The following is a 15000-nucleotide window of genomic DNA, read 5'->3' on the forward strand; positions in this document are numbered from 1 at the left end:
CTGCCGGCTTTTATTTTTGGGCCTGTTTGTCCGGCTGGTGGTATAGGATGTTTTTTGGGAGATCTTTAGGGGGCCCGCGCGGGTGTGGGGGGGGGTGCGGGATTTGGTGGCCCCCGCCGGGCGCGTAAATTACGTTGTCGGGCCGTGGTTTACGGGCGGGGCCCCCCCCCCCCCCCCCACTACCCCTTGAACCGCAACCCCACGCCCGGCTCGGTGAACAGGTAGCGCGAATCCAGCGCCGAATCGCCCAGCTTGTGCCGCAGCTTGCCGACCAGGATGCGCAGGTAGTGGGTGTCGTGCTGGTGGGTCGGCCCCCAGATCTCCTGCAGGATCTGCGGCTGGGTCACCACCCGCCCGGCATTGCGCAGCAGCAGCGACAGCAGCGCGTATTCCTTGCGGGTCAACGCCACCGGTTCACCCTGCAGGGCGACTTCGCGACGCACCAGGTCCACGTGCAGGTGGCCATCGTCGAACACCGGCGGCGTGCCATCGGTCGGCACGCTGCGCGTGCGCAGCAGCGCCCGCACGCGCGCCATCAGCTCCTGCGTGCCGAACGGCTTGGTCACATAGTCGTTGGCGCCGGTATCCAGTGCGCGCACCTTCTCGGCTTCGCCGGCGCGCACGGTCAGCATGATCACCGGCACCTGGCTCCACTGGCGCAGCTGTTCCAGGACCTCATGGCCTTCCATGTCCGGCAGGCCAATGTCCAGGATCACCAGGTCCATGTCTTCGCTGGCGGCCAGCTGCAGGCCTTCCTGGCCGGTGGCGGCCTGCCGCACCTGGTAGCCCTGCGCGCGCAGGCTGATGTCCAGGAACCGGCGGATCTGGGTTTCATCGTCGATCACCAGCACGCGTGCGGCCGGCACGCTGGCATCAATCGGGGTCGGGCTCATCGTGGGAGGCTGGCTTGAGCAGGGGCAGGGTGATGCGGATCAGGGTACCGCGACCGTCGCGTCCGGGCAGCGCCTGCACGCTGCCGCCATGTGCGCCGATCATGCCCTGGCAGATGGTCAGGCCCAGGCCGGTGCCGTGGCGGCCCCGGTCGCCACGCTCGACGCTGTAGAACATGTCGAAGATGCGCGCGCGCTCGTCATCGGGAATGCCGGGGCCGGCGTCGATCACGTCGATGCGCAGCTGGCCGTCCAGCTCGCGCGCCTGTACCTGCACGGCGGCGTCGGGCGGCGAGAACTTGGCCGCGTTCTCCATCACGTTGAACACGGCCTGTTCGACCAGCGCCGGGTGCACCCAGATCGGTGCCAGCGTGGCTGGAATGTCCAGCTCCAGCCGCACCTTTGGCTGGTAGCGCTGCAGGCGCCGTGCTGCCGAGCCGATCAGCTCGTCCACGCCGATCCAGTCGCGGTTGATCTTCAGCCCTTCGTGGCCGAGCCGGGTCATGTCCAGCAGGTTCTGGATGTAGCGGTCCAGCCGTTCGCCCTCGACCAGGATGGTGTCCAGCAGGGCGCGGCGATCAGCGGTATCCATCGCTGCACCGTAGCTGGCCAGGCTGTCGGCCGACCCGATCATCGCCGCCAGCGGCGAGCGCAGGTCGTGCGACACCGAGGAGAGCAGCGCCGAGCGCAGCCGCTCGGTCTCGTTGCTGACGTGTGCCTGCTCCAGTTCCGCCACCAGCCGGGTACGCAGCGCGGCCTGTGCGATGTCATCGACCATCGCTTCGGCCAGCTGCCGCTGTTCGGGCAGCAGGCGCGCCTGTGCGCCGGGCAGGTACAGGCCGGCCACGCCGATCGCACGGTCTTCTCCGTCCAGCAACGGCAGGAACCACCATTGCGCACCGGCCAGGGTATCGGTGAAGCGCCCACTGGGCTGGCCGTGGCGCAGTGCCCAGTCGGCGGCAGCCAGGTCGGTATCGCCAGGCTGGTTGCGGCCACCGGCGGCGGTATCGGTGCCGATCCGCAGCCACGCCGGCACGTCCAGGGCCTGCTCCAGCGCATGCCGGCCCGCCTGTGCCACCTCGCCGTTGCCGGCCGCGCTGGCCAGCTGACGGCCCAGCTGCTGGCGCGCACGCGCATGGCGGTTGGCCGCACGCAGCGCAATCACCTGCATGCGCAGGCGCGAGGCCAGGCGCCCGGCCACCAGTGCCGCGGCCAGGAACAGGAACACGGTGATCACGCCCTGGCGTGCACCGATGGCGAAGGTGAAGCGCGGCGCGATGAACAGGAAGTTGTAGGCCAGGAAGCACAGGATCGCGGCCATCACCGCCACGCTGGCGCGCGTGCGTGCAGCCACCAGCACCACCGCGACGATGAACACCATCGACAGGTCGGCCATGCCCACCCAGTGTTCGGCCAGCCACGCCACCGCACAGGCCAGCGCGGTAGCGATCAGGGCTTGTGCCGGTTCATGACTGATACCGCGCATTGGCGGCAGCAGGCTCTCGCGGCGCGAGCGTGCGCGTGCCTGCGGCGTGCTGATGATGGTGATCTCGTAATGCGCGCCACGCTGGATCAGCTGCTGGGTCAGGGTGCGGTTGAACATCCGTGCCAGTGGACGTTCGCGGGTCCGGCCCAGCACCAGGGTCGACACGCCGTTGTGTGCGGCATGGTCGAGCAGGGCATCGGCGATGCTCGATCCATGCAGCAGTTCGGCGTCGCCGCCCAGCCGCCTTGCCAGCGCAAAGGCCGCATCGATCTCGCGCCGGGTCGCCTCGTCCTGGCGCCGGCCCTGCACGGTCACTACCGTCCACGGCGCGTCACGGCGCTCTGCGATGCGCCGCGCCACGCGCACCAGGTATTCGCTCTGGCCGCCCCCGTCGATGGCCACCAGAACGCCGCGACGCAGGGGCAGATTGCCTTCGCCACGCGCGGCGCGGGTTTCGCGCAGGCTGCTGTCGACGCGGTCGGCGGCTTCCTGCATCGCCAGTTCGCGCAGCGCGGTCAGGTTGGCTGGTGAGAAGAACGCCTGCAGTGCCTGCGCGGCCTGTTCGGGCACATAGACCTTGCCCTGCTGCAGGCGAGCGATCAGTTCGCGCGGCGGCAGATCGACCAGCACGATGTCGTGCAGGCGGTCGAGCACGCCGTCGGGCACGGTCTCGCTGACGCGCACGCCGGTGATCCGCATCACCACGTCGTTGAGGCTTTCCAGATGCTGGATGTTGACCGTGGTCCAGACGTCGATGCCGGCGTCCAGCAGCTCCATCACATCCTGCCAGCGCCGCTCATGGCGGCTGCCGGGCGCATTGCGATGGGCCAGTTCATCCACCAGCACCAACGCCGGATGCCGTGCCAGCACGGCATCCAGGTCCATCTCCTGCAGGGCATGGCCGTGATAGGCCACGTCCTTCAGCGGCAGCTGCGGCAGGCCCTCCAGCAGGGCCTGGGTATCGGTGCGTCCATGGGTTTCCACCAGGCCCACCACCAGGTCGACGCCGCGGCGCAGCTGTTCCTGCGCGCGGGTCAGCATGGTGTAGGTCTTGCCCACGCCCGGCGCCGCGCCGAGGAACACGGTCAGCTTGCCGCCGGCTTCGCGTTGCAGGCCTTCAACCAGGGCATCGGCCTGGCGGGTACGTGCATCAGTCATGGGGGCCGCTGTCATGGCCACCATTGTGCGCGCAGCGGGTACAGCCCGGCATCACGGCGTCTTGGCTGCATGGTCCAGCGCGAAGTTCAGCGTCACCACGTTCACCCGTGGCTGGCCGAACAGGCCCCACTGGCGCCCTTCGGTATGGGCCTGCACCAGTGCCTGCACGCGCTCCACCGGCAGGCCACGGGCACGCGCTACGCGCGCCACCTGCAGCTGTGCGGCGGCCGGCGACAACTGCGGATCGAGACCGCCGCCGGACTGGGTTACCAGATCGGCCGGAACCTGCGCTGGCGCGACACCTTCCCGTGCAGCCACCGCAGCGGTGCTGGCAGCGACGCGCTCGGCCAGCGCGGGATTGCTGCGCGCCATGTTGGAACCGGCCGCGGCCATCGGGTCGTAGTTGGCCGCCGACGGACGCGCCTGGAAGTAGCCATCACCGGTGAACGGCTGCGCCAGCCACGCCGAGCCGCGCACCTGGCCGTTGCCGTCGCGCAGCAGGCTGCCCTCGGCCTGGGTCGGGTAGGCCAGGCCGGCGAAGCCGGTGGCGATGCCGGCGTAGACCGCGCCGGCCAGCAGCAGGGTAGCCAGGCCCAGGCCGATCGCCGGGCGCCAGCTTGCGCCATCCTGCAGGCTCGCCACGCGGGCCTCGGCTTTCTGTTCGCGGGGAAGGGAAGACGAAGTGGAAACAGTACGGTTCATGCGCCGAATACCAGGACAAGAAGGAGGTCGATCGCCTTGATCGCCGCGAACGGCAGCAGCACGCCGCCGAGGCCGTACACCAGCATGTTCCGGCGCAGGAGCGCCGTTGCGGTGGCCGGGCGGAAGCGCACGCCACGCAGAGCGAGCGGAATCAGGGCGGGAATCACCAGGGCGTTGAAGATCAGCGCTGCCAGCACCGCATTGCGCGGGCTCGACAGCTGCATCACGTTCAGTGCAGCCATGGCCGGAACCGCAGCGGCAAACAGCGCCGGCAGGATCGCGAAGTACTTGGAGACGTCGTTGGCCAGCGAGAAGGTGGTCAGCGCGCCACGGGTGATCAGCTGCTGCTTGCCCACCTCCACCACCGCCAGCAGCTTGGCCGGGTCCGAATCGAGGTCGACCATGTTGCCGGCCTCCTTCGCCGCCTGCGTGCCGGAGTTCATCGCCAGGCCGATGTCCGCCTGGGCCAGCGCGGGAGCGTCGTTGGTGCCATCGCCCACCATCGCCACCAGCCGGCCGCCGGCCTGCTCCTGGCGGATGCGCGCCAGTTTGTCCTCCGGGCGGGCCTCGGCGATGTAGTCATCGACGCCGGCTTCGGCAGCGATGGCAGCGGCGGTCAGCGGGTTGTCGCCGGTGATCATCACCGTGCGGATGCCCATCGCGCGCAGCTGCGCGAACTTCTCGCGCATGCCGTGCTTGACCACGTCCGACAGTTCGATCACGCCCAGCACGTGGCGACCCTCGGCCACCACCAGCGGGGTGGCGCCATTGCGCGCCACCTGCTCGACGCGACCGGCCAGTTCCGCCGGCACGTTGCCGCCCAGCGCCTGTACGTGGGCGCGGATCGCATCGGCGGCACCCTTGCGGATCTGCCGGCCATGTTCCAGGTCCACGCCGGACATGCGGGTCTGTGCACTGAACGCCAGGTACTCGGCATGGTCCGGCTCGGCGGTGGCGCAACCCTGCTCGCGCGCCAGGCGTACGATCGACTTGCCTTCCGGGGTCGGGTCGGCCAGCGAGGACAGCAGCGCCGCTTCACGCAGCTGGCTGGCGTCGATGCCGGCCAACGGATGGAAGTGGCTGGCCTGGCGGTCGCCGTAGGTGATGGTGCCGGTCTTGTCCAGCAGCAGCACGTCGACGTCGCCGGCCACTTCCACCGCCTTGCCCGACTTGGCCAGCACGTTGGCAGCCAGCGCACGGTTCATGCCGGCGATGCCGATGGCCGGCAGCAGCCCGCCGATGGTGGTCGGGATCAGGCATACCAGCAGCGCGATCAGCAGCAGCGGATCGACCTGCACGCCTACCGCCGCACCGATCGCCGGCAGCGTCGCCACCACCACCAGGAAGGTCAGCGTCATCGCTGCGAGCAACAGGGTCAGCGCGATCTCGTTCGGCGTCTTCTGACGGTTGGCACCTTCCACCAGCGCGATCATCCGGTCCAGGAAGCTGTGCCCCGGCTCGGCGGTCACCCGCACGATGATCTGGTCGGACAGTACTTTGGTGCCGCCGATCACGCCGGAACGGTCGGTACCGGCCTCGCGCAGCACCGGGGCGGATTCGCCGGTCACCGCCGCCTCGTTGATGGTGGCCAGGCCCTGCACGATCTCGCCATCGGCCGGCACCAGCTCACCGGCACTGACGATCACATGGTCGCCCGGGCGCAGCTCGGCGGCAGGTACCTGGGTTTCCGCAGCCCCCGGCTGCGGCGCGGCCAGACGGCGCGCCACCAGATCCTGGCGAGCGCGGCGCAGCGATGCGGCCTGGCCACGGCCACGCGCCTCGGCCACTGCTTCGGCGAAATTGCCGAACAACACGGTCACCAGCAGGATCGCGGTCACCGCCAGGCCGAAGCCCAGCGGCGCATTGCCGGTCAGTGTGACGATGGCGGCGACGATCGTGCCGGCCATCACCACCGCCATCACCGGGCTGCGCACCAGGTGCATCGGCGAGAGCTTGCGTACTGCTTCGACCAGCGCACGGCGCAGGCCGGCGCCATCAAGCAGCGCAGGGCGCGGGGCAAGGGAACTACGGGTGGAACTTGCGTGGGTACTCATCGGGGTGTCCTTAGTGCAGTCCCAGGCTGAGGTGGTCGGCGATCGGGCCGAGTACCAGCGCCGGCATGAACTGCAGCACGGTCAGGATGACGATCACCGAGACCAGGGTCAGGGCGAAGGTCGGGGTTTCGATCTGCAGGCTGCCGGCAGACTCCGGCGCCTGGCGCTTGGCGGCCAGCTGCGCGGCCACCACCAGCGGGATGATCAGCAGCGGGAAGCGGCCCAGCAGCAGCACCAGCGAGCAGCTCAGGTTCCACCACAGCGTGGCGTCGCCCAGCCCCTCGAAGCCCGAGCCGTTGTTGGCGTAGGCCGAGACGTACTCGTAGAACACCTGGCTGATGCCATGGAAGCCCGGGTTGGAGGTAGCGGCCAGCCCGGGCACGGCCAGGGTGATCGCGGTGAACACCAGCAGGGTGATCGGCTGCAGCAGCACCAGCAGGGCCAGCAGGCGTACCTGTGGCGTCTCCAGCTTGCGGCCGAACAGTTCCGGCGTACGTCCAGTCATCAACCCGGCCAGGAACACGCCCAGCAGCAGGTACACGATGAACTGCTGCAGGCCACAGCCGATGCCGCCCCAGATCGCGCTGACCAGCATGTTGACCATCGCGATGCCGCCACTCAGCGGCGCCAGCGAGTCATGCATGCCGTTGACCGACCCGTTGGAGACCTGGGTGGTCACCGCCGCCCACAGCGCCGTGCCGTCGGCGCCGAAGCGCACCTCCTTGCCTTCCATCAGCAGCGGCGTGGCGGCGCTGGCACTGTGCCCTTCGCTCCACACCATCGCGCCGGTGGACAGCAGCGACATGCCCAGCATGCAGCTGAACACCAGGGCGCCGAACCGGCGCCGGCCGGTGAATGCACCGATCATGAAGATCACCGCCATCGGCACCAGCAGGATGCCGACGATTTCCAGCGCGTTCGACAGCGGGGTCGGGTTTTCCAGCGGGAAGCTGCTGTTCGGGCCGTACCAGCCGCCACCGTTGGCGCCCAGCTGCTTGGCCGCGACCATCGCCGCCACCGGGCCCAGCGGCAGCTTCTGTCCGGCCATGCCGGCGCTGGCATCGATCGGCGTGGCCTGCGGGCCACCGGCCATCGTCGACGGCACGCCCTGGCTGGTCAGCAGCAGGGTCCACACCAGGCACAGCGGCAACAGGAAGCGCACGCACAGGCGCACCACGTCCACGTAGTAGTTGCCCACCGCCACCTGGCGGTCATCGCCGGTACTGGTGGCCGCCGCAGCCTGCGGCGCACGCGAGAACAACGCGCGCAGCGTGGCCACCGCCAGCGCCAGGCCCATCATCGGTGTCACCACCTGCAGGCCGGTGATGCCGGTCATCTGCGAGAGGTAGGACAGCTGCGCCTGGCCCGAATAGTGCTGCTGGTTGGTGTTGGTCAGGAACGAGATCATCGTGTGCAGCGCGGTGTCCCAGCGCATGTTCGGGATCTGGTCCGGGTTCAACGGCAACCAGGCCTGAGTCATGAACACCGCCTGGGTCAGTACGGCGACCACCGCGTTGCTCAGCACGAAGGCCAGCACGTAGCCGCGCCAGGACATCGCGCGCGAGGGATCGACGCCGAACACCTTGTACAGCGGCTTCTCGATCCAGTTGAACAGCACGTCGGCCATCATCGGCGTGCCGCGCATCACCCGCGCCAGGTACAGGCCCAGCGGCCACGCCAGCAACAGGCTGGCGGCAATAATCACAAGCATCTCGGTCATGGCAGGCTCCGCTCAGAACGACTCGGGCCGCAGCACGACATAAAGGAGATAGGCGGCGGCGACCAGCACCAGCACGCCACACAACAACGACAGCCAGGGGGACATTGCAATAGCGTCCTGGTGGAACCCCTCCACCTCAGGCCGTCATCGTCGTCCTGCCGCCCATAAACGCACTACGCGCCGGACCGTGCCGACGCGTAAAGAGTGCATAAATTCCGTGGGCCAAGCCGTAACCAGGCGCCGCCTACTGTAGAGCCGGGCCCATGCTGGGCTGCTCTTTCCCAAGGTCACGCGGAGCCGAGCATGGGCTCGACTCTACAAGCGAATCACGGTGCCTGGCTTGCTGGCGCCACGCCCTTCAGCTCGCGATAACGCTGCAGGGTGCTTTCAATTTCCGCCTTCAGCGCCTGCTGCTGCTGCAGGAACCCGGCCTGCAGGCGCTGCTGCGCCTGCAACTGCACGTGCCGCTGACGGATCGCCTCGGCCTGCTTGTCGGCGACCTTGCCACCGGCCAGTTCTCGGTCACCGGCGGCCGACAGCAGCGCCACCAGTGATTCGCGCAGGCTGGTGACGTTGTACTCGGCGGTCTTGAGGTTGTTGTCCAGCACTTCCTGGCGCTCGGCAAACACCCGGCGCAGGTCCTCCTCGCTGCCATAGGTGGACAGCATCGCCTGCTCGGTACGCTGGCGGGTCTGCTCGGCCATCAGGTCCAGCTGCTGCTGCTGCGCCTGGGTGCTGGCCGCGGCGCGCTCTTCGTCGGTCAACGCGCGCTGGACCTGCGCATTGCGCAGGCCGCTCTTCGCGTTGAACTCCTCGCGGGCGTGATTGACCGCATCGGCTGGCAGCGAATCGCTGCAGATCCGCTCCTTGCCCTCGTTCCAGCAGTACAGCTTCTTTTCCACTTTGCCGCCGTCGCGCGACTGCGCCGGCACGGTGGACGGCACGGCCAGCAGCAGGCCGGCAAAGAGAACGGCAGGAACTCGGGACATGACCTTTCCCCTGGGTCGGTCAGCGGATCGAACGGACGCCGTACTGGGCCCGGTAGGCTTCCAGCGGCTGGCGGTAACCCACAAGTTCCGGGTTGCCGGAGGCGAAATCAAGCAGATCGGCCAGCGACGCCACGGCGATCACCGGAATCCCGGCCTCTTCGGCCACCGACTGCGCCGCCGAGCGGCGGTCGGTTTCCGAGGCGATCTCCTGGCGGTCCAGGGCTACCACGATGCCGGCCGGGGTGCCGCCGGCAGCGCGGATGATGCCCAGCGCTTCGCGGATCGCGGTACCGGCGGTGATCACGTCGTCGACGATCAGCACGCGCTTGCCATTCATGTCAGCGCCGATCAGCTGGCCACCTTCGCCGTGGTCCTTGGCTTCCTTGCGGTTGAATGACAGCGGCAGGTCGCGGCCGCGCTGGGCCAGCTCGCAGGCCATCGCGGTGGCCAGCGGGATGCCCTTGTAGGCCGGGCCGAACACCACGTCGTACTTGATCCCGCTGGCATCGATGGCATCGGCATAGCAGGCGCCGAGCTGGGACAGCAGCGAACCGGAGTCGAAACGGCCGGCGTTGAAGAAATAGGGGCTCAGCCGGCCGGACTTGAGGGTGAACTGGCCGAAGCGCAGGGCGTCGGCGGTCAGGGCCAGCTGCAGGAAACGGTGGCGGTGGTCGCTCATCAAAACTCGATTCATCTTCATTTGGAGCACAAATCCTAATCCAGCTGGGCGTTTCGCGCTCGTCCGGCCCCGCGTGAAGCCTGTCGCGGCGTTGCCTGGCGGACTGCGCAGCCCCACGGGCAACCGGTATGCTTGCCCGGTTTCCCGCCGCAGGTCCCCGCATGCGCATCATCAGTTTCAACGCCAATGGCATCCGTTCCGCCGCGACCAAGGGCTTCCTGGACTGGTTCCGGGCCCAGGACGCCGACGTCCTGTGCATCCAGGAAACCAAGGCCCAGGAAGACCAGCTGACCGACCCGATGTTCCGTCCGGATGGCCATCACTGCTTCTACCGCGACGCCATCACCAAGAAGGGCTACAGCGGCGTGGCGATCTACAGCAGGCGCGAGCCGGACCAGGTCATCACCTCGCTGGGCTGGGCCCCGTTCGACGACGAAGGCCGCTACATCGAGGCGCGCTACGGCAATCTCAGCGTGGTCTCCTTCTATATTCCCTCCGGCAGCTCGGGTGACCTGCGCCAGGGCTTCAAGTTCGAAGTGATGGAATGGCTGCGCCCGATCCTGGAGGAGTGGGCGCGCAGCGGCCGCGACTACGTGCTGTGCGGCGACTGGAACATCGTGCGTTCGGCGCTGGACATCAAGAACTGGAAGTCCAACCAGAAGAATTCCGGCTGCCTGCCGGAGGAACGCGACTGGCTCAACGCCCTCTGCGCCGACCACGGCCAGGCCACCGATGTCGCCGCCGGCCGCGGTTGGGCCGATGCCTACCGCCTGCTCAATCCCACCGGCGAGGACTACACCTGGTGGAGCAACCGCGGCGCCGCCCGCGCCAACAACGTCGGTTGGCGCATCGACTACCAGTTCATCACGCCGGGCCTGCGCGACAAACTGCGTAGCTGTTCGATCTACCGCGACGAGCGCTTCTCCGACCACGCCCCGTTCACCGTGGACTACGACCTGTGACCGAGGCCGCCACACCGGTCAGCTACAAGGGCTGGGCAGGCATCAAGCGCGCCTTCGGTACCCCGTCGGCGCTGACCATGGCCATGCTTGGCTTCGGCAGTGGCCTGCCGTTCCTGCTGATCGCTTCGCAGACGCTGTCCACGCGCCTGCGCGACGTCGGCCTGGACCTGGGCAGCATCGGCCTGATCAGCCTGGCCAGCTTCTTCTACCTGCTCAAGTTCCTGTGGGCGCCGCTGCTGGACCGCTATGCATTTCCGCTGCTGGGCGCGCTCGGCCGCCGCCGTTCGTGGCTGCTGGTATCGCAGGTGCTGGTGCTGGTCGGCCTGGTCGCACTGGCCTTCGTGCGGCCGGAAGAGGGCGTCTGGCCACTGGTGATGTGGGTGCTGGTGGCGTCGTTCGCTGGCGCCACCCAGGACTCGGCGGTCGATGCCTACCGTATCGAGATCGCTCCGCAGACCGCGCAGGCCGCGCTGGCGGCCACCTATACGCTGGGCTACCGGATCGGCCTGATCCTGGCCGGTGCCGGCGCGCTGTACCTGGCGCAGTTCGAAGGCTGGATCGTCGCCTACCTGGCGATGGCCGCGCTGATGCTGCTGCCGATCGTCACTACCCTGCTGTGCGCCGAGCCGGAGCGCCCGGCCACGGCGGTGCAGCGTCGCATCGATATCGCCGAAGCCTTCGTCCAGCCCATTTCCAGCTTCTTCAGCCGTAATGGCGTGGCGTTGGCATTGGTGCTGCTGGCCTTCGTCGGCCTGTTCAAGTTCCCCGATCAGGTGATCGGCGTGATGGCCGGGCCGTTCTATCTCGATTCGGGGTTCGACAAGGCCGACATCGCCACCGTGTCCAAGCTGTTCGGTGTATGGATGGGGATCGGCGGTGCGTTCCTGGGGGGTATTGCGGTGGCCGCATTCGGCTTCCGGCGCATGCTGCTGGTGGCCGCACTGGGCGTGGCGATGTCCAACCTCGCCTTCCTGCTGATGGCGCACAACCCAGGCAAGCTGTGGGCGTTCTATGCCGCGCTCAGTGCCGACAACCTGTTCCAGGGGTTCGCCGGCACCGTGCTGGTGGCCTTCATGTCGTCGCTGACCGACCGCAACTTCACCGCCACGCAGTACGCATTGCTGGTATCGCTGGCCAACCTGCCGGGCAAGTTCATCGGCGGTGTCTCCGGATACATCGTTGAGGCGACGTCCTACAGCACGTTCTTCATCCTCAGCTCGGTCACTGTGGTGCCGACCCTGCTGCTGCTGGCCTGGCTGTGGCCGCGGATCGCCGACCGCGGGCCGCCACCGGTCGCCTGATTGCCTGCCCGCCCGGACTGCGGGATCATCGCCCCCGACGCGCCGAGGGGGCGGTGCCTTGCGAACGGGGAAGTGAGCATGGCCGACGTTGTGCTGCGGGACCTGGACCCGCTGCTGCTGGAACGTATCAGACGTGTCGCGGTCGCCCGCGGCTGGACCCATGAACAGACCTGCGCCGCCTTGTTGGAGCAGGGCCTGTTCAGCAGTGAACTGGAGGTCCGCTCCGGTTTCGGCGATCCCGAAGTGGACGCCCTCTCCGATGCGATCGCCGCCTTGCAGGCCTTGCCCGCAGGGCAGGGCTTCGATTAGCGGCTTTGTAGAGGTAGAGCCGAGCCCACGCTCGGCTGCCCGGTGAATCCACGCCCTGCGTGGATGGCGCCACCTCACGCCAGGTGGATTGCCCCCAGGATCCGCGGCCCCGTCGCCCCGGTCACGCTCGGCAGGTTGCCGGCCAGCCCGTCCATCGTCCGCTGCGCCAGCCAGGCAAAGCCCATCGCCTCCACGTACTCCGGGTCCAGCCCGTGCAGCGCGCTGGACTCCACCTGCACCTCCGGCAGCCGCGCCGCCAGCCGCTTCATCAGCTGCCGGTTGCGCACGCCGCCGCCACAGACCAGCAGGCGCCGGGTCTGCGGCTGCTGCGCCAGCAGCGCGTCGGTCACGGTCGTCGCGGTCAGCTCCAGCAGGGTGGCCTGCACATCGGCAGCGGCATATTCGCCTTCCCCCATGTGCGCCTCGGCCCAGGCCAGGTGGAACTGCTCGCGCCCGGTGCTCTTCGGCGGCGGCAGCGCGAACCACGGGTCCGAACGCCAGCCGGCCAGCAGGCCCTCGTCCACCGCGCCACTGGCGGCATACGCGCCATCGGCATCGAAGGTACGGCCGGTGTGGCGCTGGCACCAGGCATCCATCAGCGCGTTGGCCGGGCCGGTATCGAAGCCGCGCACCGCGCCTTCGCGCGGGATCAGGGTCAGGTTGGCGATACCGCCCAGGTTGAGCACGGCACGGTCCTCGTCGGCGGCGCCCAGCATGCCGAGGTGGAAGGCCGGCATCAGCGGCGCGCCATGTCCCCCGGCCGCCACGTCGCGGCGACGGAAGTCGGACACCGTGGTGATTCCGGTCAGCTCGGCGATGCGGTTGCCGTCGCCCAGCTGCACGGTGAACGCCGGATCGGCCAGCGGGCGGTGGCGCACGGTCTGGCCGTGCGAGCCGATCGCGCGCACCTGGCTGCGATCCACGCCGGCTTCGGCCAGCAGCTGGTTGGCAGCCTCGGCGAAGTTGATCGCAATCCGCGCGTCCAGTTCGCCCAGCTCCTCCAGCGAATCCAACGGGCCACCTTCGCCCAGCGCCACCAGCCGCGCGCGCAGCACCGGTTCCCAGCGGGCGGTCAGGCCGTGCACGAAGCGGCAGCCACCGCCCGCGGGAAACTGCACCAGCGCGGCATCGATGCCGTCGGCGCTGGTGCCCGACATCAGGCCAAGGTACAGGGGGGCGTCAGCGTCGGCAGGTGTGTTCATGGCAGGCATAAAAAAAGGACGCGGCAAGCTTGTGCTGCCGCGTCCTTCTTCGTCAACGAAGGGGCTCAGCCGCGCTTGCGGCCGGTTGCCTGCTTGTCCTTGGCGCTGGCCACCTCGGTGGCGGCCTCGTCGCGGCTGGTCGGTGCCGGGCTGGCATCGGCGTAGATCAGCTTCTCCATGCCCTGGATGCGGGCCATCGCCGGCGCGGTCTGTGCGCGGAAGGCGACCAGCTCGGCGCCCTTCAGCGGCTCCGGCGGCGGCATGGTCACGGTCAGCGGGTTGCGGTGCTCGCCGTTGACGCGGAATTCGTAGTGCAGGTGCGGGCCGGTGGCCAGGCCGGTCGAGCCGACGTAGCCGATCACCGTGCCCTGGGCCACGCGCTGGCCGGTCTTGATGTTCGCAAAGCGCGACATGTGGCCGTACAGGGTGGTGTGGCCGCGACCGTGGTCGAGGATCACCACATTGCCGTAGCCGCGCTGCACGCCGGCGAACTGCACGCGGGCGTCGCCGGCGGCCATGATCGGGGTGCCGGTGCGCGCGGCGTAGTCCACGCCCTTGTGCATGCGCATCTTGCCCAGCACCGGGTGCTTGCGTGCGCCGAAGGTCGAGCTCAGCCGCGCGAACGGGATCGGCATGCGGATGAAGCTCTTCTTCAACGAACGGCCGTTGATGTCGTAGTACTCGGACTTGCCGTTGCGGTCGAAGCGGAAGCCGGAATAGGTCTTGCCCCCGGTGGTGAAGGTCGCCGCCAGGATCTTGCTGGTGTCCACCTTCTCGCCTTCGCGCCAGGTCTCGTCCATCACCACGCTGAAGCGGTCGCCCGGCTGCAGGTCCTTGGAGAAGTCGATGTCGTACTTGAAGATGTCGTCGGTCATCGTCGCGATCGCCGACGGCGACAGCCCGGCCCGGCGGGCCGCGGCATACAGCGAACTGGTGATCTCGCCGCTGGTGACCACGGTACGCGTGGAGGTCTCGCGCCGCGTCACCTGCTCCTTGATGTCATCGCCGGCCAGGCTCAGTTCCACCCGGTTGTCGGCGTCGCGATCGAAGCGGATGCTGCGCAGGTCGCCGGACAGCGGCATGTCGAAGGCGATCTCGGCGCCCGGGCGCAGCTTGGTCAGCGCCTCGCGCGCACCGGGGTGCTCCAGCACCCGGTGCAGGGTGCTGGCCGGAATGCCGGCTTTGTCGAACAGGTCGCTCAGGGTCTGGCCGCGCTGGATGCGCAGCACCTGCCAGCTGTCGCCCGGCACCTGCTGCTGGCGGGCCATGGTCAACGGCGGCAGCGGCAGCGCCAGGCTGGTGTGGCTGTCCGCGTAAGGCGCATCAATGGTGTGCGAGAAACCGGGGACGATCGTCGCCACCAGGGCGCCGATGGTCGCAAACAGGCTGGCGTGCATCCAATGGCGGCGGGTCCAGCGCTCATTGAAGGCGGCGGGAAGGTGTTGCCTGAGCTTCCGATGCAGGGCGTTGTCGTGCAGGACGTGAAGGCGTTCCTGGAAGCGCTGCTTGCGTGCGCGCCCTTGTTCGGAATTGTGCATCGGCGGTCTT

Annotated in this window: 13 protein-coding genes; 3 read left to right on the forward strand and 10 right to left on the reverse strand. The window is 68.5% G+C overall.

Going from position 1 to position 15000, the window contains the following annotated elements:
- Nucleotides 1–179 precede the first annotated feature (179 nt).
- The 8 genes from WDC87_RS13890 to pyrE form a co-directional block, all read right to left on the reverse strand.
- Nucleotides 180–893 carry a response regulator transcription factor gene (locus WDC87_RS13890; protein ID WP_005420506.1) on the reverse strand — a complete coding sequence of 238 codons (714 nt, stop codon included), beginning with the start codon at nucleotides 891–893 and terminating at the stop codon, nucleotides 180–182.
- The gene (locus WDC87_RS13895) at nucleotides 874–3534 is read right to left on the reverse strand and encodes a sensor histidine kinase KdpD (RefSeq protein WP_072168700.1); all 2661 of its coding nucleotides are present in this window, start codon (nucleotides 3532–3534) and stop codon (nucleotides 874–876) included. Before WDC87_RS13895 ends, WDC87_RS13890 begins: the two co-directional genes overlap by 20 nt.
- A 51-nt stretch (nucleotides 3535–3585) precedes the next feature.
- Entirely contained in the window at nucleotides 3586–4236 is a 651-nt protein-coding gene (gene kdpC / locus WDC87_RS13900; protein WP_088497603.1) for a potassium-transporting ATPase subunit KdpC, read from the reverse strand.
- Nucleotides 4233–6290, reverse strand: a complete 2058-nt coding sequence (gene kdpB, locus WDC87_RS13905; RefSeq protein WP_088497602.1) for a potassium-transporting ATPase subunit KdpB — start codon at nucleotides 6288–6290, stop codon at nucleotides 4233–4235. Before kdpB ends, kdpC begins: the two co-directional genes overlap by 4 nt.
- 10 nt (nucleotides 6291–6300) lie before the next feature.
- The gene (kdpA, locus tag WDC87_RS13910; RefSeq protein ID WP_252744767.1) at nucleotides 6301–8010 is read right to left on the reverse strand and encodes a potassium-transporting ATPase subunit KdpA; all 1710 of its coding nucleotides are present in this window, start codon (nucleotides 8008–8010) and stop codon (nucleotides 6301–6303) included.
- 12 nt (nucleotides 8011–8022) lie between these two features.
- The gene (locus WDC87_RS13915; RefSeq protein WP_005407770.1) at nucleotides 8023–8115 is read right to left on the reverse strand and encodes a potassium-transporting ATPase subunit F; all 93 of its coding nucleotides are present in this window, start codon (nucleotides 8113–8115) and stop codon (nucleotides 8023–8025) included.
- Nucleotides 8116–8336: 221 nt separating this feature from the next.
- Nucleotides 8337–8999 (reverse strand): hypothetical protein, encoded by a 663-nt coding sequence (locus WDC87_RS13920; protein ID WP_134972362.1) that lies wholly within the window; start codon nucleotides 8997–8999, stop codon nucleotides 8337–8339.
- Nucleotides 9000–9018: 19 nt separating this feature from the next.
- Nucleotides 9019–9678: an orotate phosphoribosyltransferase gene (gene pyrE, locus WDC87_RS13925; RefSeq protein WP_005420471.1), complete on the reverse strand. Its 660-nt coding sequence runs from the start codon at nucleotides 9676–9678 to the stop codon at nucleotides 9019–9021.
- 161 nt (nucleotides 9679–9839) lie between these two features.
- Between pyrE and WDC87_RS13930 the strand changes: the two genes are divergently transcribed.
- The 3 genes from WDC87_RS13930 (at nucleotide 9840) to WDC87_RS13940 (ending at nucleotide 12250) form a co-directional block, all read left to right on the forward strand.
- The gene (locus tag WDC87_RS13930; protein ID WP_069140053.1) at nucleotides 9840–10640 is read left to right on the forward strand and encodes an exodeoxyribonuclease III; all 801 of its coding nucleotides are present in this window, start codon (nucleotides 9840–9842) and stop codon (nucleotides 10638–10640) included.
- Nucleotides 10637–11941: an MFS transporter gene (locus tag WDC87_RS13935; protein WP_049413991.1), complete on the forward strand. Its 1305-nt coding sequence runs from the start codon at nucleotides 10637–10639 to the stop codon at nucleotides 11939–11941. The genes WDC87_RS13930 and WDC87_RS13935 overlap by 4 nt, the downstream gene beginning before the upstream one ends.
- Nucleotides 11942–12019: 78 nt before the next feature.
- Entirely contained in the window at nucleotides 12020–12250 is a 231-nt protein-coding gene (locus tag WDC87_RS13940) for a hypothetical protein (RefSeq protein WP_005420465.1), read from the forward strand.
- Between the two features lie 74 nt (nucleotides 12251–12324).
- On the opposite strand, the gene WDC87_RS13945 is transcribed toward WDC87_RS13940, so the two are convergent.
- On the reverse strand, nucleotides 12325–13452 hold the full coding sequence (locus tag WDC87_RS13945) for an anhydro-N-acetylmuramic acid kinase (protein ID WP_088497599.1): 1128 nt from the start codon (nucleotides 13450–13452) through the stop codon (nucleotides 12325–12327).
- 65 nt (nucleotides 13453–13517) lie between these two features.
- Entirely contained in the window at nucleotides 13518–14990 is a 1473-nt protein-coding gene (locus WDC87_RS13950) for a peptidoglycan DD-metalloendopeptidase family protein (protein WP_088497598.1), read from the reverse strand.
- Nucleotides 14991–15000 lie beyond the last annotated feature (10 nt).

This window comes from Stenotrophomonas maltophilia group sp. Smal12 (assembly GCF_037079935.1).
GTDB classification, from domain to species: domain Bacteria; phylum Pseudomonadota; class Gammaproteobacteria; order Xanthomonadales; family Xanthomonadaceae; genus Stenotrophomonas; species Stenotrophomonas sepilia.